This is a genomic window from Paenibacillus sp. DS2015 (assembly GCF_050433705.1).
Classification (GTDB): Bacteria; Bacillota; Bacilli; order Paenibacillales; family Paenibacillaceae; genus Paenibacillus_AQ.
Genome location: NZ_JBNPWS010000018.1, coordinates 14,992 through 40,845, shown reverse-complemented (window position 1 = coordinate 40,845; position 25,854 = coordinate 14,992). Strand labels below are relative to the sequence as shown.

General features: G+C 39.5%; 29 protein-coding genes. All 29 read right to left on the bottom strand.

Going from position 1 to position 25,854, the window contains the following annotated elements; genetic code table 11:
• Nucleotides 1–1,338, bottom strand: coding sequence for a protein-glutamate methylesterase/protein-glutamine glutaminase (locus J2T13_RS15980; RefSeq protein ID WP_429372985.1), 1,338 nt, complete (start codon nucleotides 1,336–1,338; stop codon nucleotides 1–3).
• Between the two features lie 36 nt (nucleotides 1,339–1,374).
• Entirely contained in the window at nucleotides 1,375–2,265 is an 891-nt protein-coding gene (locus tag J2T13_RS15975; protein ID WP_429372983.1) for a MinD/ParA family protein, read from the bottom strand.
• Nucleotides 2,262–3,641 carry a flagellar biosynthesis protein FlhF gene (gene flhF, locus J2T13_RS15970; RefSeq protein WP_429372981.1) on the bottom strand — a complete coding sequence of 460 codons (1,380 nt, stop codon included), beginning with the start codon at nucleotides 3,639–3,641 and terminating at the stop codon, nucleotides 2,262–2,264. Before flhF ends, J2T13_RS15975 begins: the two co-directional genes overlap by 4 nt.
• Nucleotides 3,638–5,671 (bottom strand): flagellar biosynthesis protein FlhA, encoded by a 2,034-nt coding sequence (flhA, locus tag J2T13_RS15965; RefSeq protein WP_429372979.1) that lies wholly within the window; start codon nucleotides 5,669–5,671, stop codon nucleotides 3,638–3,640. The genes flhF and flhA overlap by 4 nt, the downstream gene beginning before the upstream one ends.
• A gap of 26 nt (nucleotides 5,672–5,697) precedes the next feature.
• Complete coding sequence (flhB, locus tag J2T13_RS15960) at nucleotides 5,698–6,810, bottom strand: flagellar biosynthesis protein FlhB (protein WP_429372977.1); 1,113 nt, start codon at nucleotides 6,808–6,810, stop codon at nucleotides 5,698–5,700.
• A complete protein-coding gene (gene fliR / locus J2T13_RS15955) occupies nucleotides 6,807–7,595 on the bottom strand; it encodes a flagellar biosynthetic protein FliR (RefSeq protein WP_429373099.1) in 789 nt (262 codons plus the stop codon). Before fliR ends, flhB begins: the two co-directional genes overlap by 4 nt.
• Before the next feature lie 11 nt (nucleotides 7,596–7,606).
• On the bottom strand, nucleotides 7,607–7,876 hold the full coding sequence (fliQ, locus tag J2T13_RS15950; RefSeq protein WP_429372975.1) for a flagellar biosynthesis protein FliQ: 270 nt from the start codon (nucleotides 7,874–7,876) through the stop codon (nucleotides 7,607–7,609).
• A gap of 31 nt (nucleotides 7,877–7,907) precedes the next feature.
• The gene (gene fliP, locus J2T13_RS15945; protein WP_429372973.1) at nucleotides 7,908–8,657 is read right to left on the bottom strand and encodes a flagellar type III secretion system pore protein FliP; all 750 of its coding nucleotides are present in this window, start codon (nucleotides 8,655–8,657) and stop codon (nucleotides 7,908–7,910) included.
• A complete protein-coding gene (locus J2T13_RS15940) occupies nucleotides 8,654–9,175 on the bottom strand; it encodes a flagellar biosynthetic protein FliO (RefSeq protein WP_429372971.1) in 522 nt (173 codons plus the stop codon). The genes fliP and J2T13_RS15940 overlap by 4 nt, the downstream gene beginning before the upstream one ends.
• A gap of 9 nt (nucleotides 9,176–9,184) precedes the next feature.
• Nucleotides 9,185–9,550, bottom strand: a complete 366-nt coding sequence (locus tag J2T13_RS15935) for a response regulator (RefSeq protein WP_068596933.1) — start codon at nucleotides 9,548–9,550, stop codon at nucleotides 9,185–9,187.
• Between the two features lie 27 nt (nucleotides 9,551–9,577).
• Nucleotides 9,578–10,816 (bottom strand): flagellar motor switch phosphatase FliY, encoded by a 1,239-nt coding sequence (gene fliY, locus J2T13_RS15930; RefSeq protein WP_429372969.1) that lies wholly within the window; start codon nucleotides 10,814–10,816, stop codon nucleotides 9,578–9,580.
• Nucleotides 10,806–11,804 carry a flagellar motor switch protein FliM gene (gene fliM, locus J2T13_RS15925; protein ID WP_429372967.1) on the bottom strand — a complete coding sequence of 333 codons (999 nt, stop codon included), beginning with the start codon at nucleotides 11,802–11,804 and terminating at the stop codon, nucleotides 10,806–10,808. The genes fliY and fliM overlap by 11 nt, the downstream gene beginning before the upstream one ends.
• A gap of 35 nt (nucleotides 11,805–11,839) precedes the next feature.
• Nucleotides 11,840–12,307 carry a flagellar basal body-associated FliL family protein gene (locus J2T13_RS15920; RefSeq protein WP_429372965.1) on the bottom strand — a complete coding sequence of 156 codons (468 nt, stop codon included), beginning with the start codon at nucleotides 12,305–12,307 and terminating at the stop codon, nucleotides 11,840–11,842.
• The gene (locus J2T13_RS15915) at nucleotides 12,304–12,528 is read right to left on the bottom strand and encodes a flagellar FlbD family protein (protein ID WP_429372963.1); all 225 of its coding nucleotides are present in this window, start codon (nucleotides 12,526–12,528) and stop codon (nucleotides 12,304–12,306) included. Before J2T13_RS15915 ends, J2T13_RS15920 begins: the two co-directional genes overlap by 4 nt.
• A 53-nt stretch (nucleotides 12,529–12,581) precedes the next feature.
• A complete protein-coding gene (locus J2T13_RS15910) occupies nucleotides 12,582–13,400 on the bottom strand; it encodes a flagellar hook-basal body complex protein (protein ID WP_429372962.1) in 819 nt (272 codons plus the stop codon).
• A gap of 82 nt (nucleotides 13,401–13,482) precedes the next feature.
• Nucleotides 13,483–13,866: a TIGR02530 family flagellar biosynthesis protein gene (locus J2T13_RS15905; protein WP_429372960.1), complete on the bottom strand. Its 384-nt coding sequence runs from the start codon at nucleotides 13,864–13,866 to the stop codon at nucleotides 13,483–13,485.
• A complete protein-coding gene (locus tag J2T13_RS15900) occupies nucleotides 13,863–14,441 on the bottom strand; it encodes a flagellar hook capping FlgD N-terminal domain-containing protein (protein ID WP_429372958.1) in 579 nt (192 codons plus the stop codon). Before J2T13_RS15900 ends, J2T13_RS15905 begins: the two co-directional genes overlap by 4 nt.
• Nucleotides 14,442–14,458: 17 nt before the next feature.
• Nucleotides 14,459–15,895 carry a flagellar hook-length control protein FliK gene (locus J2T13_RS15895; protein WP_429372956.1) on the bottom strand — a complete coding sequence of 479 codons (1,437 nt, stop codon included), beginning with the start codon at nucleotides 15,893–15,895 and terminating at the stop codon, nucleotides 14,459–14,461.
• 47 nt (nucleotides 15,896–15,942) lie between these two features.
• Nucleotides 15,943–16,887, bottom strand: a complete 945-nt coding sequence (locus J2T13_RS15890; protein WP_429372954.1) for a MotE family protein — start codon at nucleotides 16,885–16,887, stop codon at nucleotides 15,943–15,945.
• Nucleotides 16,888–16,939: 52 nt separating this feature from the next.
• On the bottom strand, nucleotides 16,940–17,383 hold the full coding sequence (gene fliJ / locus J2T13_RS15885; RefSeq protein ID WP_429372952.1) for a flagellar export protein FliJ: 444 nt from the start codon (nucleotides 17,381–17,383) through the stop codon (nucleotides 16,940–16,942).
• A 10-nt stretch (nucleotides 17,384–17,393) separates the two neighbouring features.
• Nucleotides 17,394–18,713 (bottom strand): flagellar protein export ATPase FliI, encoded by a 1,320-nt coding sequence (gene fliI, locus J2T13_RS15880; protein ID WP_429372950.1) that lies wholly within the window; start codon nucleotides 18,711–18,713, stop codon nucleotides 17,394–17,396.
• Nucleotides 18,700–19,551, bottom strand: coding sequence for a FliH/SctL family protein (locus J2T13_RS15875; RefSeq protein WP_429372948.1), 852 nt, complete (start codon nucleotides 19,549–19,551; stop codon nucleotides 18,700–18,702). The genes fliI and J2T13_RS15875 overlap by 14 nt, the downstream gene beginning before the upstream one ends.
• Nucleotides 19,544–20,560: a flagellar motor switch protein FliG gene (fliG, locus tag J2T13_RS15870; RefSeq protein WP_429372946.1), complete on the bottom strand. Its 1,017-nt coding sequence runs from the start codon at nucleotides 20,558–20,560 to the stop codon at nucleotides 19,544–19,546. Before fliG ends, J2T13_RS15875 begins: the two co-directional genes overlap by 8 nt.
• Before the next feature lie 11 nt (nucleotides 20,561–20,571).
• A complete protein-coding gene (fliF, locus tag J2T13_RS15865; RefSeq protein WP_429372944.1) occupies nucleotides 20,572–22,149 on the bottom strand; it encodes a flagellar basal-body MS-ring/collar protein FliF in 1,578 nt (525 codons plus the stop codon).
• Nucleotides 22,150–22,183: 34 nt separating this feature from the next.
• Nucleotides 22,184–22,498 (bottom strand): flagellar hook-basal body complex protein FliE, encoded by a 315-nt coding sequence (fliE, locus tag J2T13_RS15860; protein WP_429372942.1) that lies wholly within the window; start codon nucleotides 22,496–22,498, stop codon nucleotides 22,184–22,186.
• A 58-nt stretch (nucleotides 22,499–22,556) separates the two neighbouring features.
• Nucleotides 22,557–23,009 (bottom strand): flagellar basal body rod protein FlgC, encoded by a 453-nt coding sequence (gene flgC, locus J2T13_RS15855; RefSeq protein ID WP_429372940.1) that lies wholly within the window; start codon nucleotides 23,007–23,009, stop codon nucleotides 22,557–22,559.
• A 5-nt stretch (nucleotides 23,010–23,014) separates the two neighbouring features.
• Nucleotides 23,015–23,422 carry a flagellar basal body rod protein FlgB gene (gene flgB, locus J2T13_RS15850; RefSeq protein WP_429372938.1) on the bottom strand — a complete coding sequence of 136 codons (408 nt, stop codon included), beginning with the start codon at nucleotides 23,420–23,422 and terminating at the stop codon, nucleotides 23,015–23,017.
• A 430-nt stretch (nucleotides 23,423–23,852) separates the two neighbouring features.
• A complete protein-coding gene (gene hslU / locus J2T13_RS15845) occupies nucleotides 23,853–25,253 on the bottom strand; it encodes an ATP-dependent protease ATPase subunit HslU (protein WP_429373097.1) in 1,401 nt (466 codons plus the stop codon).
• 41 nt (nucleotides 25,254–25,294) lie between these two features.
• Nucleotides 25,295–25,837: an ATP-dependent protease subunit HslV gene (gene hslV, locus J2T13_RS15840; RefSeq protein ID WP_429372936.1), complete on the bottom strand. Its 543-nt coding sequence runs from the start codon at nucleotides 25,835–25,837 to the stop codon at nucleotides 25,295–25,297.
• Nucleotides 25,838–25,854: the final 17 nt, after the last annotated feature.

The following is a 25,854-nucleotide window of genomic DNA, read 5'->3' as shown; positions in this document are numbered from 1 at the left end:
TTATTTCAGCATTCGGACAATTTTGTTTGGAATTTCTTCAAGAGGTAAAATATGAGTCACACACTTTAATTCTACTGCTGAACGTGGCATTCCGTATACAATGCATGTTTCTTCACTTTCTGCATAGGTGTCATTCACACCTGAATCATAGAGTTGCTTCATTGATTTTGCTCCATCACTTCCCATTCCAGTCAACAAAACAACATGACGCTCTATATTATGAAGCTGAAGCAAAGATTCAAACATCGTATCAACCGACGGTCTATGTCCATTACGTGCTACTTCAGCTGATATCGAGATCGCATATTGTCCAATGGATGAGCTTCTAATCGTCATATGGAACCCGCCTGGGGCAATGTAAGCATATCCTTGTTGTAGAATCATTCCATGTTCAGCTTCAACCACCTCGATTGCACTAAAGGAGTTAAGTCGCTGAGCTAAAGACTTCGTAAACTTAGGAGGCATATGCTGCACGATGACAATCGCCGCCGGTATATCTTCAGGAATTTTTTCCAACAGAGTCTTTAACGCCCTAGGCCCTCCAGTTGAACATCCAATCGCTATTAAATGTTGAAAGGAACTATTTTTACTCTCATCTTGTCTTACCTTTGGTACAATCTTAGGTACAGCCTTAGGTACAACCTTAGGTACTATTTTTGCAATTCCAGGTAATACAACTTTTTGAATGACATGTTCAGGTTTTACGGACTGAACATTCCTTTTCACAGGTTCATACAATGTATTAATCTTGGGGTTACGTATTTCCTTCTGGAGCATATTTCGCGTTGGGGCTGCTCGGGCTACCTTTATTTCAGGTGCCTTTACACTCCCTGCTGTTGCAAGTGTCATAGGCTTGGATTTCAATATAGGGTTTATTTCCTGAATAACTTCATTCTGTTTCCCTACTTCTTCTAATCTCCTAGCCTCTCTTCTTTGTTTAGCTTGCATAGCACTGTGCATCTTCTCAAGCAGTAATTCCTTCACCTGAATAATATCCTGTGAATTAGATGCTGAAGGCTTACGGATGAAATCGAAAGCTCCTGACTCTAATGCCAATATGGTCTCTTCTAACCCGGACTCATTAATTCCAGATAACATGATCACGGGAATTGGATAGCTTTCCATTACAGCCTTTAAAGCTTCTAATCCATTCATTTCAGGCATTTCAACATCCATAGTAACAATATCTGGCTTAAGCTCCGAAATCTTCTGGATGGCTTCCCGGCCATTCACTGCCGTACCTATGACTTGAAATATAGAATCTGTCTCAATTAAATCAGATATTATTTTGCGCATGAACGCAGAATCATCCACTACTACAACTTTATAAGAATCCATCGCATTTTCACCTCTGGTCCTTTTACAGAAGAATCATTATGGTCGATGTAGCCACTTTTGCATAAATCCTTTGATTCCACTCAAGGTATTCGGTTGTATGGAATTAGGGACTACCATATAACGCCGAGCGAGACGTTGGATATCCCTTGTTGCAGCACAATTTGGAAAGGCAATAGAAAAAGGAATCTGTTTCTTAACAGACTGTACCACACGAGCATCCTCGCTGATGTAACCAAGCATTGAGATTTCTAAATCTAAAAATTTCTTCGCTGCCAACATAATTTTGTTACTAGTATGCTTCGCTTCTGTTTCATCGACGGCACGATTAATAACTAACTGGAAGGGTACTCGATCATCGATCCCATTTACGACTTTAATTAGAGCATAAGCGTCAGTTATCGATGTTGGTTCCGGTGTAGTGACAACAAGACACTCATCCGCAGCTGTTATAAATTGAATATTCTCTTTTGAGAGTCCTGCTCCTGTATCAAAAATAATATAATCCATCTCATTTGCCATAAGCTCGATCTGTGAAGTGAAGTACTGGATATCATGATCTGAAAGTGATACTAGGTTAGCCATTCCAGACCCACCAGAAATGTAGGGCAACGAATTAGGACCTTTTCCAATGATCTCATGTATACTTTTTTCACGACTTAGAAGATGATGCAGGTTATATCTCGACGATGTACCCATGAGAACATCAATGTTAGCCATACCAATATCAGCATCAAAGATTAGTACTTTTTTACCAAGAGATTGTAAAGCTAGAGCAAAGTTTAACGTGAAGTTCGACTTTCCTACTCCCCCCTTACCACTTGATACAGTAATAAATCTAGCTAGCCTAGGTCCCTGCATTTCCCTTGATGACTTGTTAGCCCCTCTAATAGACACTAGATTCCTTAAGGAATGAGCTTGATCACTCATGACCCATCTACTCCTAGTAACAGCTCACATAATAAATTCTCATCTAATAGCATCAGATCATCTGGAACATTCTGACCATTGGTCAGATATGATAAGTGAAGTGGATAATGATGTAACAGATTCAGAATCGAACCATAGCTAGCGGTTTCATCCTGTTTCGTAAAAATAATCTTATTCAATCCATACTTACTGAAATGCTCTGTTATCTTGATCATATCTTGGCTTTTGGAAGTTAAGCTAAGAACTAGATAGGTTTCACTATTTCCTACTGGAGATAACAAACTCTGAAGTTCTGAGACCAACATCTCATTGCGATAATTTCGCCCTGCCGTATCCATCAATATAAGGTCACAATAATCAAGTCGTTGCATGGCACGTTGCATATCACCTGGAGACTGCACCACTTCAAGCGGCACATTAAGAATAGATGCATATGTTCTCAATTGCTCTACAGCCGATATACGATAAGTATCTGAAGTAATAAATCCTACCTTGCGTTGATAGCGAAACAATTGTTCTGCTGCTAACTTAGCAATAGTTGTCGTTTTGCCTACCCCTGTTGGACCCGCAATATATACAATCCTTGTATCCTGCTCAATCCCTCCACCTAAATGTTTAGAGAGGAACGAACCGAGTTTGTCACGGATAAATTGCTTGATTTGTTGCTCATCCATTGAGTTACCGCTTTGTTCCCATTTTTCCATAGCCTCTTCTAGCCATTCATCTCTAAGTTCTTGGTCTACTTCTTGTTGAATCAACAGTTCCTGTAAGCTTTGTAGAGGTGCCGGGAGTTCCTGACTCAGTGTCGAGTGTCGAGACATCTTAGCCATCCACAACTTCATCTCCCTGATCTCCTCAAGCAGCTGCACATCCCCAGTAACATTATTAAATGAAGTTTCAGGCTGTCTCTGCGCTGGCTCGATAGACGGTTGAGTAATTACCCGCATATCAGATATATCCAAAGCTGCTGCAACACTCTTATTCACTGTAAAATCATCGAGATTCTCTGCAGAAACTGGATCCCCTTTCATCCCTGCACTAAGCGTTTCTGTGGTTCTTCGATAAGCTTCGGGGACGGATTTCCTAGGAACAGCTAGAGTAGGAACGGGACTAGTTGAAACAGCCTTAGCAGGAGTAGCATAATTCGACACAGTCTGTTGAACAGGTCTAGGAAGTTTGGTTGAGTTACTAGGCTTGGTCTTTCCGTCATTCTCGACCGCAGCCATCACTTCAATTCTTTTCTTCCTAAACATTCCTAAGAAACCGCCAACTTTGATCTCCTTCGTACTAAGCATGACTGCATCACTACCCAGATCATTTCGGATCTTTAGCATAGCTTCCGGCATATTATCGACTACGTACCGCTTCACTCTCATAAATTCACCACTCCAACGCTTTGAATTTCAACATTAGGTTCCAGTTCGCTATAAGATAACACTGGAATGTCCTGCATAGTTCTCTCAATAACTTGCCTTAAATACATTCGTATGGTTGGCGAGGTTAGAAAGATAGGCTGCTGTCCTGACTGAAGTAACCGATTAATCTGTTCATTAAGCTTCTGATACACCGTCTGTGTTGAACTAGGATCCATCGCAAGATAGCTACCTTGTTCAGACTGTTGTACACTTTCAACAATTTTCTTTTCAAGTGTAGGTCCTACAGTAATGACCTTCAAAGTCTCTCCCTCTTGAGAGTACTGCTGGGTAATCTGCCTTGAAAGAGCCTGTCGTACATATTCCGTCAGAACATCAGGATCTTTCGAGTAATTACCATAGTCAGCTAAAGTTTCAAAAATAGTTACTAAATCTCGTACAGATATCTTTTCTCGAAGCAACTTCGCAAGCACTTTCTGTACATCACCCACGGACAGAACGGATGGAATCAGTTCATCTACAAGCACAGGATAACTGACTCTTAAATTGTCGATCAGTGTCTTGGTCTCTTGACGACCCAATAATTCATGTGCATGTTTCTTAATTAACTCTGTTAGATGTGTTGCAACTACCGAAGGTGGATCCACAACCGTATAACCTGATAATTCAGCACGTTCTTTTGTGGATTCATCTATCCATAAGGCGGGAAGACCAAAAGCAGGCTCCAATGTTTCAATACCTGATATCGATTCATCTTCATACCCAGGACTCATTGCTAAGTAGTGATTTAGTAATAATTCACCACCACCCACGGTATTCCCTTTAATTTTTATGACGTATTCATTCGGTTTTAGTTGAATATTGTCGCGAATTCGGATAACAGGGACTACAAGTCCTAATTCAAGCGCACATTGTCTTCGAATCATAATAATTCTATCGAGTAAATCTCCACCTTGTTGCGTATCAGCTAGAGGAATTAAACCATAACCAAATTCAAATTCAATGGGGTCTACTTGTAATAAATTGATAACACTTTCGGGACTTCGGACCTCTTCGATCTGTTGTTCCTCCTCCATTTGCACTTCAGCTATTTGCTTTTTATCCAAATTCTGCTGCATCTTCCAAGCAGCATAACCCAAGATGAAGGCTAACGGTAATGTCGAAAGCACATGGATAGGGGTAAAGAATCCTAGAAATGCGATCGTGATAGCAACAATATAAATCAACTTAGGATATGCGAATAATTGTCCAGTTAAATCATCTGCTAAGTTTCCATCCGAAGAAGCTCTTGTTACAATTAACCCTGCAGCTGTAGATATTAATAATGCTGGGATTTGACTGACTAATCCGTCACCAATAGTTAGGATAGAATAGGTCGATAGAGCCTCTGAAAAAGGCATGCCATGAATGGTCATACCGATAATAAAACCACCTACTAAGTTAATGATCAGTATAATGATACTTGCAATTGCGTCCCCTTTAACGAACTTACTCGCACCATCCATAGAACCATAGAAATCTGCTTCACGTTCGATTTTACTTCGACGCTCTCTTGCTTGCTTCTCATTGATTAATCCAGCATTCAAATCCGCATCAATACTCATTTGCTTACCAGGCATTGCGTCCAAAGTGAACCGCGCTGCAACTTCTGCTACGCGCTCAGAACCTTTGGTTATTACAATGAATTGCACTACTACCAGAATTAGAAATACTACAAAACCAATGGCAATCTGGCCGCCGGCAATCCAACTACCAAAAGTTGCAACTACCGTTCCCGCATCACCATCTGATAGAATGAGCTTTGTTGTCGAGATATTCAATGATAAACGAAATAAAGTAGTAATGAGTAGAAGTGATGGAAAAATAGAAAACTGCAACGCTTCAGTTGTATTCATAGATACTAGTAGAATCATAAGTGCAATGGAAATATTAACAACCAACAATACATCGAGCAACCATGACGGGATCGGAAGAATCATCATTAATACGATACCGATGACTCCTACCAGCACAGTAATATCTTTTATTTTCAAGGCTTTCTTCGCCTCCGATCCCACAATTATTTGGCTTTACCTTTAAGTTTATATACATAAGCCAGTACTTCAGCCACTGCTTGAAACAAATCAGCAGGAATGGAGTCCCCGATTTCTGCTCTTTGAAACAACGCTCGAGCTAACGGCTTGTTTTCCATAGTCATAACGCCATGCTCCTTGGCGATTTCCCTGATGCGTAATGCCATATAGTCCTGGCCCTTCGCTAAAATAATTGGAGCCTCCATCTGTGTCCCATCATATTGCAAGGCGATTGCAAAGTGAGTCGGATTGGTAATAATGACGTCGGCGTTAGGGACTTCCTGCATCATACGCTGCATAGCCATCCTTCGTTGGCGCTCTCGTATTTTACCTTTTATGAGAGGATCTCCTTCCATCTTCTTATACTCATCCTTAATATCTTGTTTAGACATTCGCATGCCCTTTTCATGTTCATACCGTTGATAGATATAATCAAACACTGCAAGTATGAATAAAGCAGCTGCAATCTTAAGTCCTAGTGTAAGTGTTAAACCTGCAGTGTAAGACAATATTGTCTCGACATTAATTTCGCCGAGAGTGGCAATATTTGATTTCTGACCCCACAATGTACTGTATACGAGATAGCCTATAATCGATATTTTGAAAATTGATTTCGCGAATTCTACTAAAGATCGAATAGAGAAAATATTTTTAAAGCCCTTAATTGGATTGATTTTACTAAACTTCATTTTGAGAGGATCACCTGTCAGCATAAAGCCTACTTGAACCAGATTAACAACAAGTGCCAAAACGATAACGATCACAAAAATAGGTGCTAATATAAGTAGAACTTGAATAGCATACTGCGTGAATAGATCCATCACATTCTCAATCGTTACATCCATTAACAATCTGTTCAAGAATACGTCTTTATACAGGTTTACAACTCGCTCTTTAATGTAGCCACTAAAGATAAGAAGGCACAGAAAACATGTAAGAAGAATGACAGACGATGAGAGTTCTGAGCTCTTTGCAACTTGCCCCTTTTTACGTGTATCCTGACGTTTCTTGGAGGTTGCCTTTTCCGTTTTTTCTCCAGAGAATAGTTGCAAATCCAACGGATATCTAGAAGATATCCTTCGTTCCTCCATCATGCTCATGTCGGTCGACTCCCAATAACCCCTAGCAGATTCTGCATGGATTTAAACAATATTTCAAACAAATTACTGAATATATAAGTGAAACTAGGAACAAGTATCAATAACATGCCCAAACCCAAAAGGATCTTTAGTGGAACACCAATTACAAAAATATTAAATTGTGGTGCTGTTTTAGCTAGAAATCCAAGTCCTACATCTGCCAAGAACATTGATACTATGATGGGTGCGGACATCTGAAACGCTAAAATAAAAGCTTCACTAAAAGTTCTAATTAAGAGCTCTGAAATACTTCCAGCAAATAATCTCGAATAAAATTCATTTGATAAAGGAATCCATTCATAACTATAAAAAATAGCATCTAATAAATAATGATGTCCATTCATACTCAAAAACAGCAGCATAGCGATCATATATTTCAAGTTACCAAGTAAAGGAACTGACACTCCTGTCATCGGATCCATTACATTCGCCATCCCGAATCCTATTTGAATATCAATAAAGGAACCTGCGGTTTGTACTACGGTAAACATCAGATAAGCGATAAAGCCTAGCAGCAGTCCTATTAATACTTCACTAAAGATAAGTAGGACATATGTCATGTCTTCAGGTACTTTTTGATTTAATCCAGTGGATAGATAAACCAACATACTGATAAAGAATGAGACTCCTATTTTAAATATATTTGGGACACCTTTTGCTGAATACACAGGTGCAACGACAAAAAAAGATGTAATTCGACAAAAAATAAGCATAAAAGCCGGATAATTTTGCAGTAATATTTCCATTGTCATTCAGCCTAACCGATGTATTTATACAAATTATTTAGAATATTAAAAGTAAAATCCACCATTGTTGTTAATATCCATGGACCAAATAATACAAGCGACACTAGTACAGCAACGATTTTGGGTACAAACGCTAACGTTTGCTCCTGTATTTGGGTTGTGGCCTGAAAAATACTAATGATTAAACCGACCACTAATCCCATTAACAACATCGGCGCACTTACCATAAGTGCCGTATAAACGGCCTGACCAGCCAAACCTATGATGAAATCCGAACTCATGATCGACCTCCCCCGTCCCACTTAGACGTTTCTATGTAAAGCTTTGTAGTAACGACTTGACGACTAAATACCAACCATCAACGAGGACAAACAACAGTATTTTGAATGGAAGAGATATCATGACCGGTGGTAACATCATCATCCCCATAGCCATTAATGTACTTGCAACCACAATATCAATCACTAGAAAAGGAATAAATATCATGAATCCCATCTGAAAGGCCGTTTTGAGCTCGCTTATTGCAAATGCCGGTACCATAACCGTAAGTGGAATGTCAGAGTAATTATTCGGTTTTTCTGTTTTGGTATAGTTCATGAATAACAATAGATCTTTTTCCCTAGTATGAGAAAACATAAATTTTTTGATAGGATCCGTTGCTTCCGTTAAAGCTTCCGTTTGCGTAATTTCTCCTTTTAAATAGGGCTGAAGTGCTACCTCATTCATTGTTGAAAACGTAGGTGCCATAACGAAAAGGGTTAAAAATAACGCCAATCCAACCAATACTTGGTTTGGAGGCATTTGTTGTGTCCCCAGTGCGGTTCTAACAAAACCAAGAACAATTACAATTCGAGTAAAACTAGTCATTAGCATCAAGATTGCAGGTGCAACACTAATTATAGTGATAAGAAGCAATACAGATAATGAGCTTGTGGCTGGACCTTCACTAGAATCCCCAATTGTAATACCAATATTGGGTATAGGTTCAGCAAAAGCAGAAGTAGCTAATACTAAACTGATGAGTCCAAATAACAAATAGAATAACGCGATCTTTTTTTTCATGAATCCCTCGACCGATCTGTAGTATTGTCCTCCCGCATCAGTTCTTCCATTTTATCTTTGCGGCTTGACATGCGACGTAGCTTGGAGTCAAACACTTCGTGAAAGGAAGACCCTTCTTCAAGCTCTATTTCTTCTGACTGATCTTTCTTGCGGAATTTATTAATAATGCTCATAATGTTCGGAATCATCATATTCTGTCGATTTGACTCTTCTTCAAACGTTGATAATATGTAAGCAACTTCCTCAGGATCAGATATTTTGTCAACGAGGCGAATATCTTCGCCCACACCGACCAAATATACACTTGTTCCGATCTCAATAATTTGCAAAGTTTTATTTGCTCCGAGACCTACTCCACCAAGAATTCGAACAGATCCACTGTTAAACCAAGATCTGTTCTTCTTACCTAAGAAACGAATCAGAAAAATAATAAGAGCAACAATGATTACCAGAACAATAATGACGTAAACTATAGACATTAAGGGACTGCCATTTGAAGTCTGATCTAAGCCACCCATTAGTTGTATTTACACTCCTAATGTTTTGTTAATAGCTTCTACAACACGGTCAGACTGAAATGGTTTAACAATAAAGTCTTTTGCCCCTGCTTGAATAGCATCGATTACCATGGCTTGTTGTCCCATTGCAGAACACATAATAACTTTAGCACTAGGATCTATTTTCTTAATTTCTTTTAGTGCTGTGATTCCATCCATTTCAGGCATGGTAATGTCCATTGTAATTAAATCTGGACGAACTTCCTTAAATTTTTCAATAGCTTGAGCACCATCCTGTGCTTCTCCTACTACCTCAAAACCATTTTTAGTCAAAATGTCACGAATCATCATTCTCATAAATGCAGCATCATCAACTATTAAAATTCTGTTTGCCATTGGTTAAAAATCCTCCCTAACTACTACTTATTGTATTTGTTGTATTCGGTCCCACTGGCTAACAATATCTATCACACGTACACCGAAATTCTCGTCGATAACAACCACTTCGCCTTTAGCGATCAACTTGTTGTTCACCAGAATATCAACTGGCTCACCTGCAAGCTTGTCCAATTCAACGATAGAACCTTGGGACAGTTCTAGAATATCCTTAATTTGCTTATGGGTCCTACCTAATTCTACGGTGACTTTAAGAGGAATGTCCATCAATAAATTTAAATTGTTTTGATCTACTTGAATTTGTGGATTATTCTGGAAATTAGCAAACTGTATAGGTTGTACATTAACATTCCTATTAGGCATCCCACCAAAGTGTTGTGGATGGTTTGCGTGTTGCATTTGCTGATTGGGATCATATCCACCCGAGTATGGCATTTCAGGCTGACCGCCATATCCTGCTTGCGGTGGCAACGGATTAGATGGCGCTTGTTGCATGTTCTGCGCATTATTGTTTACAGCTTGTGAAGGTGCGCTTGTAGTTGCTACAACTTCAGGCACTTGTTCAGGCACTTGTTCAGGCTCTTCTGTCCCATTAATTAATAAATTCACCATATCTTTAGAGAATTTAACCGTTAATAGTTGCATTATGGTGGAATCTATTAAATCACCAATGGTTAATCTGAAGGAGATTTTAACTAGATTTTCTTCTGATGGAAGACTATTGACTCCATCGCCACTTGACATATCCAAAATGTTTATTCCTGGAGGAGAAATATTCACGAAACGATTGAAAATCGTAGACATCGATGTCGCCGATGATCCCATCATTTGATTCATGGCTTCCTGAACGGCACTAACATGTATTTCATTCAATTCTTCGTCTTGGGGATTACCGTCCCCACCTAGCATTAAATCAGCTATGACTTGGGCATCTCTAGTCTTAATTACGAGAGAATTAATCCCTTCAAATCCATCTACATAAGTTACATGAACAGCGACATGAGGTTTTGGAAACTCATCATTAAATTGTGATCGTGTAATCATAGATACTGTCGGTGTAGTAATGTCAACTTTCTTACCTAGTAGTGTCGAAAGAGCTGTTGCTGCACTCCCAAATGTAATATTCCCAATTTCGCCCAATGCATCTTGTTCAAGTGGAGTCAAGTAATCATCAATATGACTTACGCCACTAGTTACATCACTATCTTCTGATTGTCTTAATAGGGCATCTATTTCCTCTTGTGACAAATAATCTTTACTCGTCATGTTCTTCAACTCCTTCGGTGACAATCTCATCAATCTGTACAGCAACTCGATCTTTCAAAGTACCTGGACTCCCAATAAACTTTAATTTATCTCCTACTTTGATCGACAGTCCAGAATGAACCGGCTTATTCAAACTGATGACATCTCCAGCACACAATCCCAAAAATTCTGATATAGTTAATTTAGATTCACCAAGTTCTGCTACAATCTTCAAATTGGCATTTCTTACGCGCTGCTTCAAAGATTCAACTTCAAGAGGCTGACTGATTTTCTTTTCTGATACAAACCACTGATGTGCTGATAATTTTGACATTATAGGTTCTAAGACTACATGAGGTATACAAAGGTTAATCATACCTGTTGTATCGCCAATTTTGGTGCTTAGAGAAATCAATGCAATCGTTTCATTAGGTGATACGATTTGCATAAACTGTGGATTCGTCTCCATCGCTTCCATGCGGGGAGAGATGTCCAAGACAGTCTTCCAAGATTCATGTAAGCTTTCGAACGCTCCTCCAAATATTCGCTCCATAATTGTTGTTTCTATTTCGGTCAGCGAATTAATTTTGGAAGGTGCATTCCCTACTCCCCCTAACAAGCGATCCAGCATAGCGTATGCCACGTTTGGATGAACTTCCATCACCATTCTACCTTTCAGTGGTTCAGCCTCAAAGATATTAAGGATCGTCATCTTAGGGATCGAACGAATGAACTCATCATAAGGTAGTTGTTCAACCTGCACAACGCTTATTTGAACAAAAGTTCTAAGCTGCGCTGAAAAATAAGTTGTCAAGTAACGAGCAAAATTTTCATGGATACGAGTTAAGCTTCGAATATGATCTTTAGAAAAACGTACTGCTCTCTTAAAATCATATGAGCGAACCTTTTTCTGCGTATCTTCCTTTTTAAGCTCCTCCGCATCCATTTCCCCTGAAGAAAGTGCAGCGAGCAGGGCGTCAATCTCGTTTTGTGATAATACATCAACCAATCATCTCACCCCCTTACATGATTCCAGTTAGTTAATTAAATTGGTGCTAGTAAAAAGTAGGTGATCTCAATTTGTGTTAATTTTCCTGCGGTCAAAGTTTTATTGATCAAATTGATCAATTTAGCGTTAAATTGATCTTTACCACTAGCGCCTTTAAGATCCTCTGGCTTTGTATCCGCAAGTGTTTTAAGGATAATGGGTTTGATTTTGATTTCTTTAATTTTGTCAAACTCTTCTTTTGACTTCACTGTATCTAATTGGAACGCCAAATTCATCATTACGATATAATCGGTATCTACTAGATTCGTTTTAATATCGTTAATCTCTGATGTAACTTCAACAATTTCATCAGCCGACATATATTTAGTATCTACTGATTGAACAGCTGAAGGGACATCATTCCTATCATTACTGAACCAATTGGACATTACCAAGAATGCAGCAAGTACTATGAGCGTAATGGCTAACAGAATTGTAATTAGCCAGGGCAGCATCTTTTTCATGGGGATTCCTCCATTTGTTGCACTTTAATAGTGGCATTATTAACGCCGATTTCTTGGTTGTATTGTTTCACTAACACGATGATATCGACAGCCTTCTCAAGAACAATTAATCTTTTACCTGTCACTAAGGTTATGTATGTGTCAGGGGTTTCCTCTACCGTTTCAATTAATAGAGCATTTAACCACATTTGAGTACCATTTAATCGTGTTACTGAAATCATAGTAAGCCTCCTATGAATATTTGGGAGAGGGCCTCCCCCCTCCCGTTACCTCATTAACGTTTCAGATTGACAACTTCTTGGAGAATTTCATCTGATGTAGTAATTATTCGTGAATTCGCTTGGAAACCACGTTGTGCAATGATCATCTCAGTGAATTCGCCTGTTAACTCTACGTTAGACATTTCGAGTTGACCTGCAACAATAGCTCCTGATCCTTCTTCAGCGCTATTAGCAGCCACTCCCTCAAGTTCACCCTCTGGATTAGCATTCAGAGTCATTCGATACAAATTTCCTCCTATTTTCTCAAGACCCTCAGGGTTTAACACCATACCAATCCCAATCTGAGCCCCCTGCGCTGACGTTCCATCCGCCATCTTCTGATTGATGAAGCCGTCCGATCCTATAGTAAATGCCGTAACCTCATCTTCGATTTGAATAATTCCACCGCCGACATCTGTAACAAACATTCCATCGCTAGTAACCAGATTTCGGTTAGCATCAATTTTGAAGTTACCTGCACGAGTTAAGAAAGGAACCTCTTGATCTTCGGATAGCTTCACCATGAAGAATCCATTCCCATCAATACGCAAATCCGTAGGGACATTCGTTGTCATGGCACTACCCGCTAAATGTATCGTATCAATCGAACCTATAGTTACACCCAACCCAATTTGTTGAGCATTAACTCCCCCTGATTCTCCTTCTACCGGTGCAGTCACACCAGACGTAGTTTGGCTCATGATGTCTTTAAACATAATGCGACTTGATTTAAATCCAGTAGTGTTAACGTTCGCGATATTATTACCAATGACATCGAGTTTAGTTTGAAACCCTCTCATACCTGATACGCCTGAATACATAGATCTTAACATTTATATTATTCCTCCTTGTTAAGTACATGGACTGCATCAATCGATCCGCAAGTCCACTGGCTCTCCTATTCGGGCCAGCCAGTTATGAAATAATGACAGCACTATCAATTTGAGTAAAAACATTATCTTTCATAGAATTCCCATCCATTGCAGTTACGACAGTACGATTAGGAACACTTACAATAAGAGCCATATCCTTAAACAAAATTAATGATTCTTTACTACCTTTTGCTGCCGCTTGATTAACAGCGTTAGAGATGCTTGCCATTTGTTCTTGCTTAATCTCAATCCCCCGCTGCTCAAGTCTCTTGATAGCATGGTTACTAAATTTAAGCATGTTTTCCTGTAAAAGTTGTTCAAAAGAGCCACTATTCTGCTCGCCTTTTGAAACTCTTTGACTAGAAGATTGAGTAACTGGATGTATTGGGGCAGGATAAAGTTGACCAATGGTCATCCGATCACTCATATTTCCTTCCCACTTACCTCTGATTCTGCATCAGAATCCAGTTCAGAAGAAGTGTTAGCCTTCTGATTAGCAGCACTTACAGGATTAACGTCACTAGTAGAGTCAGGCACACTTGGTGTTGTGCTATCTTCTGTGGGATTAGCTATTTCAATAATTTTGGTCACAGGGATAGCTAGATCACCTACAGAAGCATATTGAACGCCATCACGAATAATGATTGAGTTCACAATACCACTGTTAATTTGTGAGCTACCTCCGGTACTTTGATCACCATCTACAACCCAACTAACTTTAGCACCGATTAATCCTGAGACACTACCAAGTGATTGGTTTAAGGCAGACAACTGAGTCGAGATATTCATCAGCTGCTCTACAGATGTGAATTGAGCCATCTGAGCAATAAATTCTTTGTCTTCCAAGGGCTGTGTAGGGTCTTGATTCTGTAATTGTGTGATCATGATCTTCAAGAACTGATCCTTACCCATGGTTTGTGTATCCTTTTTACTTGCAGTTGCAACGTTTGCAGCGGAGTAGTTCGGCCACATATTTTTTGTCGATATAATGTCTGAAGCCATCTTTATCACCTCCATCTCTATGCTTTAGCTGTAAATGTACTAACTTCACTTGATCCTTCTTGCCTGCTTAACCACTCATTTATTTCTTCAGTTAGTTCTGCAACTACTAGCGAGTCATCAGAATGACCCTCGCGCTCTTTCGATCTGCGATTAGATTCCTGCTGGCCAGAATTTGGCTGACGACCATCATGATACATTTGAGATTGAAGAGATTGGTTTTGTGTAACTACCAACTTCTCAACATTTAAGCCTTGTGATTGCAGAGCCGATCTAAGCTGTGACATTTGCTGTTCTAACAAATCCTTAGTTCCAGCATGTTCCGTCATAAAACTAGCAACCATTTGCCCGTTTAACATGGTAATTTTGATGTCAACTTGTCCTAAATGTTCTGGATAGAGAGAGATCTTAGCTTCTGTCATTCCATTGGTCTTTACAATATCTAACTTATTAACGATAAATTTTGTGATCTCAGTAGTAAACTGTTCAACGGGCACAGGTGATGGTGCAACTGCTAACGGGGCCTTTAACCCATCTCTCATTGCAAGTTGACCCACTGTAACGGTACTTTGCTCTGAATGATTAAGTTCTTCATTGGTTATCATTTCAGTAGTCGCTTCAACTGTTTCTAAAGCATTGAAAACTGTAGGTTGATTGGATTGCTCCAGTCCCTGTCTAAGTTGATTCAACTGTAAAACTGGCGTCGTCGTTGCTGCCTTCATCTCAACCACTGTCGTATCTGCGGGTATATTGCTTACAGCTTGTGTATTCTTGCTTGTAAGGTCTACAGAAACTACCGGATTACTTGATTGTAAAGGGGTTGATACTGAAGATTTGGACTGTTGTGAATCCGCCGTTAATGTTCCCTCTACTAGACCCTTAAAAGAACTTAATAATTGTACTGCCTGAGTAATTTCATTCACCGAAGTATCACGAGTCTGTAGCTTAGAAACTAGCTGTGTTAGAGCATCCTGTACAGCAAATTTAATCGTTGAAGGATGTTCCGCTAGGAGCGACAGAGAATCATTTTCTCCTTGATCAGCCTCATGTGTAACTTGATCATTCTCATTTATTGTGACATTGACTTGTTGCAACCAAGTTTGAAGTACTAACATTAATGACGGGTCTTCTGCTATTACATCATCTAGCTTTTCCACTTCACTAAGCAGTCCTTCTAACATTGGAGTCAGCGACTTATTTACTTCCTCTTCCTCAACACTATCCACAGACACACTTTGTAGCAATCCTAACAAAGTTGAAGTTCCAGTTGTTGATACTTGAAGCTCGGCTGCTACACCTAGCATAAGTTGCGCCAATGCCTGATCAAATTCAAGTGTTGATCCACTGGCAGCGAGCGAAGTAGTAACAGCACTATCACTCGTTACCTTCGCACTTAATGTTCCACCATTAGTAGTCGCGGAAGTATTCATGTTCATACTTTGAGATATTAACGTCATCGTATTTTCACCTCCTTTCATGGATCATGATACACTGACAATTAGCTCTACTTAACACTCATAAGCTTGTTCAAGATTTTAGCTGTTGTAACTGAATCAATAGAAGACATTTTCCCTAGAATTGCTGATCTTGTAGCATCGTCTACTGAATTCAATACGGTCAATACTTTATCAGGGCTAATCTTGTACGTTTGAAATAAAAGCTCCGCCGCACTCTGCGGTGTCATCGTAGCAAAGGTTTGGCTAATCTGGCTCTTATTTAGATTTGTTAAATCTGGCGTTGAAGTAGTTGATGTCTGATTTTTCTTTAATCTAGACTGTAACGCCGCCACCTGTTGGTCAGTCGAAGATTTAGCTTCCTTCAACATAACCGTCACGTCAGCAGCAATCTTAGGGTCCATTTTTTCCATAATCGCCACTTTATTTGGGGTCTTCATGGCTTCGAACAAAAGTACAATCTCTTCAAGTGTCAAATTCTGAATAATAAGTGCTGATTTGCTAGGATTCATATCAGAATACATCTTAGCTAGATCATTGATCTGCTTCTGATAGCTACTAACTTCTGTTTCCCCACCCTGTGCAGCAGCCGCTGCTTTATCAGCTGTTTCCTGCTTCATTTCATCAATTTGCGCTTGAAGTTCGTTCACCTTACTTTCTCGCTCGCTCTTACCTTCATTCGCCTTTACCAATGCGGCTTCTTGCTCACTAAGCTTCACTTTAAGCTCTTGATTCGTAGCTTCAGTACTTTTGAGCTGATCCTTCGTTTTATCTAATTTGCTTTTCTCTGGATCAAGGCTCGGATCTGGAACCCACTTTTCAACAATAGGAACCTTGTTAGCAAGCTCCAGGAAAGTGTTACGAATATTGGGATTAAAGAGAGCTAGCAGGACACCAAGAAGAACAATAGTAAAAACGATAGGAATCATAAATAACAAAAAACGTTCAAATCCTCCTGATGATTCCTTCTCAACTTCAAAATCATTTTGAGCCACTCTTATTCCTCCCTAAGGGGCCAAACATTTAGTGCACCCTCCGATGATGTTTCTATCGGCTGTTCATAGCAAATCTTACAGTCGCTATTTCATCCAGTTCGTTTTGTTCCTTGAGGAGCATTTCATGCTGAAATTTATCTTTTTCCTTCTCACGTGATTTCATCCATACCTTTTCATCGAGCATCTTGGTTGTTAAATGATCTTTGCTCTTAATGACAACCACATTGGCTCTATGAACATCTGTGTGTTTTCTTTTAATACATTGATCCAAATGATCTACATAGGTCTGAATTTCTCTAATCTTAGCAACAGATGCTGCATTCTCAATATCAGACTGTAGCTGATCAGCCATTTGCTTACGACTAGTTTGAAGTTCACGCAATGATCGTTCTTCATCCTGAAGTTTACCGATCGCGGTTGATAACATCCACTCCGCTTGACTTTTTTCATTACTTTTCAAATCTACAATATTCTGAAACGCATAGTGAAATCGCATTCTTCAGTGGTCATCTCCTTGAAAATTCAGAAATTAATCGCTCTCGCACTTCTGCCAGTGTGACCTTTTCATCTACTTTTTGCTTACTAAAGTCCCAAATACTCTCAATGAAGTCCATAGACTCATCAATGCCCGCATTAGAACCTCTCTGGTATGCACCAATATTAATTAAATCCTCGGATTCTTTATAGACCGCGAGCAATCTTTTGAAGTTTTCGGCTGCAGCATTTTGTTCATCCGGCGAAATATCCTTCATGACACGTGAAATACTGGCCAATATATCAATCGCTGGAAAATGACCCTTATTTGCAATATTTCTATCCAATACAATATGTCCATCTAATATACCGCGAACTGCATCGGCTATAGGTTCATTCATATCATCACCATCGACCAATACGGTGTAGAAGGCAGTAATAGATCCTGTAGGCCCCGTTCCTGCTCTCTCTAACAACTTAGGTAGATTTGCAAAAACCGATGGAGTATAACCTCTCATTGCTGGTGGTTCACCAACTGCAAGTCCTACCTCACGCTGGGCCATTGCATATCGAGTAACCGAATCCATCATCAACATGACATTCATACCTCGATCGCGGAAATACTCGGCAATCGTTGTTGCTATCAAAGCACCTTTAATACGAATTAATGCGGGTTGATCCGAAGTAGCGACAATAACAACAGAACGCTTCAAGCCTTCTGGTCCTAGATCACGTTCAATGAAATCTAATACTTCACGCCCACGCTCACCGATAAGAGCTATGACATTGACATCAGCAGATGTATTTCTAGCGATCATTCCCATCAGTGTACTTTTACCTACACCAGATCCCGCAAAGATCCCTACGCGTTGCCCCTTACCAATGCTCAACAGACCATCAATAGCTCTCACGCCTATGCTAATAGGTTCAAGCACCCTAGGACGATTAAGAGGATTAGAGGGCGCTTTAAAGGTCGAGCTAAATGCCATTCGTGTTGGAATCATCGACCCATCCAAAGGCTGACCTAAACCATCTAGTACTTTCCCCAACAGCTCAGATCCAACCTGAATACTAAGCGGTTTTCCTGTCCCTACAACGTCACAACCAGGACCTATTGACTGCAGTTCTCCCAATGGCATCAAGAGTACTTTATTGTCGCGAAAACCGACTACCTCTGCTTGAAGTGGTTTTGAGCTCTTACTAGGATAGATTAAACATACATCACCAATGTTAGCATCAGGACCTTCCGACTCTACCATTAGACCAATAACCTGTGTTACTTTTCCATTTACCCTCACAGGATCTAATGGACCTAACTGATCAATATATCGCTGGCTATCAAGCACCTTCATCCTGATTTCCTCGCTCCTCATTATCAAGTGCTATACGGACCAGCTCTTTTTTAATTTCTGTAAGTTGGGTATCAATTCGAGCATCCACACTACCAAAGGAAGATCTGATTACACATCCACGATCCTTCACTGTAGCATCTGGTATAATTTTCAGTTCAGCCTGAGAATCAATAGCAAGACTAAGTTCTTCTCTCGCAGCCTCTATAAAAGCATAGTGCGAAGGTGACACACATAACGTAATGACACCTTGTTCCCTCTTCCGCGAAAGGCTTCTTTTGATTAGTTCAATCATAAAATCAGTTTCGAGCGTTAATTGTTTATCAATAACCTTTTCAGCAATAGATGTACTTAATTCTACTAAGAAGGGCTCAGCTTCCTGAATGATTTGATTCTTAGTCTGATAAGCCTCTTCAAGCACATTCTGAGCTTCATTCATCATTTCTTCCACTTTCAAACGAAGCTCTTCCTCTGCTTTAACTTTGCCTTCGTTATAACCTTGCTCAAATCCCTCTGATTTCAGAACTTCTATTAAATGCTCATCTTGTTCTCTACGTTCAACCCACCATTGTTCAATCGTTTCATTAGCAGAAGTCATTATACGTTCCGCTTCATCTGATGACTCACGAATCTGTCTTTCTGCAAATTCCTGAGCATCTCGGAGCATTTCTGCCTTCAAACGTTCTGTCTCAGCATCTACCCGTATTACGATTGGTTCAACAACGTCTACTTCCAACTCCTCGGAAGGCTCCGCTTCTGTCGTAATATACTGTCTTGCTAGATCCAATTCCTTCAGCACTTCTATAGGCACATATTGGGAATTTTTGATCAAATTAGACAATAATATCATCTCCCCCACCGCGGGCAATAATGATCTCACCAGACTCTTCTAATCTACGAATCGTACCCACAATACGTGTCTGAGCTTCCTCAACATCACGCAACCTTACTGGGCCCATAAACTCCATTTCTTCCTTGAACGATTCAGACATCCGTTTAGACATATTCCGGAAGACAACATCCCGCACCTCTTCACTAGCCACTTTAAGCGCAAGTTGAAGATCGGCATTCTCAATATCCCGAATAATACGTTGTATGGATCGATCATCAACATTAACGATATCTTCGAACACAAACATACGTTTCTTAATTTCTTCAGCTAATTCAGGATCTTGAATTTCTAGAGCATCGAGAATGGTACGTTCAGTACCTCTATCAACACCATTCAGTATTTGAACGATAGACTCAATTCCACCAGCATTCGTGAAATCTTGGGTTACTGTTGAAGATAGCTTTTGTTCAAGCACTCTCTCTACTTGATACAAAACTTCAGGAGATGTACTATCCATAACAGCAATTCTACGCGCAACATCGGCCTGTTTATCTTGTGGCAACGAAGAAAGAATCGCGGACGACTGTTCGAATTGGAGATAAGAGAGCACCAATGCAATCGTTTGTGAATTTTCATTCTGAATAAAGTTTAGAATCTGATTCGGATCAGCTTTACGAGCAAAGTCAAAAGGTCTAACTTGAAGATTTGCCGTTAAGCGATTAATAACTTCAAGTGCTTTTTGTGGACCCAGTGCCTTCTCAAGAATTTCTTTAGCGTAATTAATACCGCCTTGAGAAATATATTCCTGAGCAAGACAAATTTGATGAAACTCTGCAAGTATCATTTCTTTCTCTGTAGCATCCACTTGACGGACATTAGCAATTTCGAGTGTTAATTGTTCGATTTCCTCATCACGTAGATGTTTAAAAATTTGAGCAGATACTTCTGGTCCCAAGGTGATGAGTAGTAAGGCTGCCTTCTGACGACCACTCAACACCTGGCTAGTTGCTTTTGCCAATAAACCCACCTCTATTCATCAGCCAGCCATGTCCGCAGCAAGTTGACGAATTCATCCGGTTTCTTCTTCGCCAACGTTTCGAGCTGTTTACGCACTTGACTTTCATTAGTCATACTTTCCATAGTTATGGAAGGGAATTCTGTAGTAACTTGAAGAGGAACATCTTCTTCGAGTTCTTCTTTATTCTTACGATTTCTATAAATCAAATATCCTCCAAGTGCTAAGAGTACAACAGCGCCAATTCCAATCCCCCACAATACCGCTGGTGAGAGCTTTATACCTGTTGTTTCAACAGTACTTCCACCAAAAGATTGCGAATAGACCGAAACTTTCTTAGCTAAATCATCGTCTGTATATGTAACACCCGAATCCGCAATGGATGCTCTTACAATATTCACTAGAATGTTCTCAATTGCATTACGGGTATCTTCATCCAAAGAAGTTTGTCCCGTAGGTGGTTCAACTGCGACATTAATGGTTAAATCTTTCACAGTGTATGGACTAGATATAATATCTCTAGTGATTCTATTGACTTCAGAGTTAACTGTCTTAGATAATTCCTCCGAAGTTGTAGTTCCCGAACTGGAACTACTTGGATAAGTCGGAACCTCCTGATCACCTGTGCCTGCGATTCCACTATCAGGACTTGCTGTTCCCGTGTAGTTTTTCGATATTTCTTGAACGCTAATCTCAATCCCCTTCATGTTTTCAACATCGACAGGCGTGACTAGTTTTTCATTACTCTGTACTTTATCGAAGTTAAGCTTGGAGACGACTAAAACATCTACTTTATCAGGTCCCATAAACTTAGAAAGAAATTGTTTAACATTTAGACGAACATCGTTCTCAAATCTCTTTTGTAGTGAAAAGTTAGCTTCTACCGCAGTTGTTAATCCCCCTTGCCCCCCTTTATCTGTTGAGAGTAGTTCAGTTTCATCATCTGAAATCGTAATATTCTCCATAGGCAGATTAGGAATCGCTGTTTTAACTAGATTATAGTAACCATCGATTGCTTCTTGATTAGGGCTGTAGGTAGGCTTAAATTTCAAAACAACAGATGTTGATGCTTTGTTCTGATCGTCAGTACCAGCAAAAACGCTTTCTTCCGGTAGATTAATTAGAACTTTAGCATCTTGTATGCCATTCATTCGTTTCAATAATTGTTCAACTTCACCATTCAAAGCGTTGTTATACTTTACATTGAATTCACTATCTGTCGTACCTATGGCTGAAGAACTTTCTTCAAAAATCTTGTATCCGATAGAGCCATTCTCTACTATACCTTGAGATCCAATATCCACTTTAACACGTGATGATAGAGTACTAGGTACTGAGATACTTTTACCATCTGAACTTAACTTGTAAGGAATGCTACTACCATCTAGTGAAGCCATAATCCCAGCTGCATCTGTCGAATTTAGCTCCGTAAAAGCAACTTCATATTCTGTCTTAGAGAACACCATCGTTAGAATAATAGCTGCCATTATAATTAAAGCTATAGTTGATATAAATAATGTTTTTTGAATTCTACTAAATTTACTCCAATATTGGATGACCTTATCCTTATATTGGCTCATTCGTTCATTCACAATGTCACCCCACCCGAATCTTCGCTAGCTACAATTATATTTGTGTCCGCATAATTTCTTGATAGGCTTCAATCGCCTTGTTTCGAACTTGTGCCGTAAACTGTAAACTTAGCAAAGCCTGTTCAGCGGTGATCATAGCTTGATCAACATTGACTTCACCTAATATCAACTTTTCAGTCATATTACTCGCACTTTTTTCTTGCTCTGACACTTGATCAATAGCGTCCTTTAAATAATCGCCGAAATTCTGAAGTGACTCTGAAGGTGTACTATCTACCTGACTCGTGTTATTTTCAAGCAGCTGTATTGGTTTAATCGCTTGGGTGTTAAACATCGTGTTTTGAATCATTAATTCCCCTCCTCTTTCTAATCTATTTATAATTTATAAGGAACTGGTTACCTGGATATTATCTACCAATTTCTAACGCTTTCATGACCATTGCCTTAGATGCATTTAGTGCAGTTATATTCGCTTCATATGAACGCGATGCAGAAATCAAATCTACCATCTCTTTGGTGATATCTACATTTGGCATCAATACATAGCCATCTACATCAGCATCAGGGTGTGTAGGATTATATACCGGTTTCAAAGGCGCACTGTCTTCCTCAATCGACTTAACTCTTACACCGTCACCTACTGATTCTTTTCCACTCATTTGTGACTGTAGCATACTAGAGAAATCAGTTTGATTGGGTGTTAGAACAACCATCTTCCGACGGTAGGGTACAGCTTTTCCATCAACTACACTTGCTCTAGTCGTCTGGGCATTTGCAATATTGGATGATATGACGTCCATCCGAAGGCGTTGCGCAGTTAGCGCAGAAGCACTAATTCCAAAACTACTGCTTAGTGTCATTTACTCTATCTCCCCTCAACAGCTGTGCGCATCATTTTAATCTTTTCATTCACCTGTGAAATATAGGCGTTGTAACGAAGCTGATTGTCAGCCAAAAGACTCATTTCTTGCTCAATATCTACGTTATTTAAATTATTATTCATTACCGTAGATTGATCTTCTGTTATAACTGGTAAAGGGACCGATGACGTTGGCCCAATAACAAAATGGCGTGCGTCGGTCCTATTACCCTTGAGTACTGGCATATCTCCAGCCATCGTTTCCTTAAGAAGACTTTCAAAAGACACCTCTGAACGTTTAAAGTAAGGTGTTTCATTGTTAGCAATATTATTAGTAATGACTTGTTGTCTTAAGTTTGCCGATTGAATGGCACCTTCTAATTTTTGAAAACTTGATCCATTCAACAAATTCAATTCTGTTCCCCCTCTTCTATAAAGAATTATTCAAAACATCTCTTAACAGATCATTAAATTTTTTTTGAAATATTACAAAACTAATATTACCACATTTAAGGAGATAATCCTCTTTTTTTTCGACAAATATTGTTAACTATCTTGTAAATTACCCGAGGTTAAAGTAGAAAAATTTACATATTTGTCGTAATACCAGTTTCTTATTGATTGGGTTTTTTTACAATGAGAAAAAAGCCCTATCTTTTGTGTAAAAAGAGGGCTTTTTTCTCATTTTTAATTGCAAATTTTCTAAATTCTATTTAAATAGGTCTCTCTAGGAAATTAGCACGAGTTTTCAAATTCTTAATATCGAAATTCTAGGATTAATTGTAATTTATTTTCATTTAAACAAGGAACAATTATTTTTTATTACATAAGCTTACATTAGTTCCTAAAGAATATACTGACTTAAGTCTCGATCCTGTGCAATATCCGCTAATTTCTCTCTTACGTATTCTGGTGTAATAGTCATACGCTCTAATGTCAATTCAGGTGCTTCAAAAGACAAATCCTCTAATAACTTCTCAAGAATAGTGTGAAGCCTACGTGCACCAATATTTTCCGTATTCTGGTTAACCGTTGCTGCCATCTGCGCGATCACACGAATGGCTTCCGGTTGGAATTCAAGATCAATATCTTCTGTCTTTAGTAAATTAACATATTGTTTCGTCAAAGCATTCTGTGGTTCAGTTAATATAGATACAAAATCTTCAAGCGATAGACTACTTAACTCCACTCGAATCGGAAATCTTCCTTGTAATTCTGGAATTAAATCCGAGGGTTTAGCAATATGAAAGGCACCAGCTGCTATAAATAGCACATAGTCTGTCTTCACAGGTCCATACTTGGTCATAACCGTAGATCCTTCGACAATAGGTAGAATATCACGCTGAACACCTTCTCGCGAAACATCAGGCCCCGTACCTTTACCTTGACTTGCTACTTTATCTAGTTCATCAATAAATATAATCCCAGATTGTTCCGCTCTATGAATAGATTCCGTTATCACATCATCCATATCAATCAACTTCGTAGCTTCCTCTTGGATAAGAAGCTCGCGCGCTTCTTTAATACTTAATTTACGTTTCTTCGTCTTACGAGGTAATAGATTACCGAACATCTCTTGCATATTCATACCCATCTGCTCGTTACCTTGACTTGAGAACATATCCATCATAGAGGAGTGAGAATCTTCTACATCTATTTCAATGATATCATCCTCTAATTTACCGGATAAAAGATTAAACTTCACTTGTCTACGTCGCTCTTTAACGCCACTATCTGGCTCTTTCTCTTCAGCGGAATTCTGTTCGCTGTTGCCACCCCCAAAAAGGGCCTCAAATGGATTCTTCTGTGTCTTAGAGCCTGTAAAGGAAGGAACGAGTAATTGTATAATACGATCATTGGCCATCTCTACAGCGCGCTCCTGCACCTTCTCAGTACGCTCTATTTTAACCATCCGAATCGCTGTCTCAACCAAATCTCTTACCATCGATTCAACATCTCGGCCCACATATCCAACCTCTGTAAATTTGGTTGCTTCAACTTTGACGAATGGAGCATTAACCAACTTTGCGAGTCGTCTTGCGATCTCTGTCTTCCCTACACCCGTAGGACCAATCATCAGTATGTTCTTAGGTACGATCTCATCCCGCGCATCCTCAGGTAGGAGATTACGCCGATAACGATTACGTAGAGCTACTGCCACCGACTTCTTGGCTTGTTTCTGTCCAACAATATATTTATCTAACTCATTTACGATCTGTCTGGGCGTTAACGATTGATTATCCATCATGTATTCCTCCACCCCTCTAACTATTGTTACTGCATCCTTTACAACTCTTCAACAATAATATTACCATTTGTGAACACACAGATTTCTGATGCAATCTGCAATGCCTCTCTAGCAATGTCCTTCGCTTCAAGATCCTGATTATGACGTTTCAACGCTCTCCCTGCAGCCAAAGCGAAATTCCCACCTGATCCGATAGCAATGACGTCATCATCAGGTTCGATAATTTCACCACCACCTGAAATAAGCAACATCCCATCTTTGTCCATAACGATCATGAGTGCTTCTAATTTCCGTAGGATACGATCTTGACGCCAATCCTTGGCTAACTCAACAGCAGCACGTTGCAAGTTACCATGGTGTTCTTCTAACTTACCTTCAAATTTCTCAAACAATGTAATCGCATCTGCTACAGAGCCTGCAAAACCAGCAATGACTTGCCCACGATACAGTCGTCTTACCTTCTTCGCAGTCGCCTTCATAATCACATTGTTTCCAAAAGTAACCTGTCCGTCACCCGCAATTGCTGACTTCCCTTGATGTCTTACTGCACAGATCGTTGTCGCATGAAATGTTAAATCCATCTCTATGACCTCCTTTG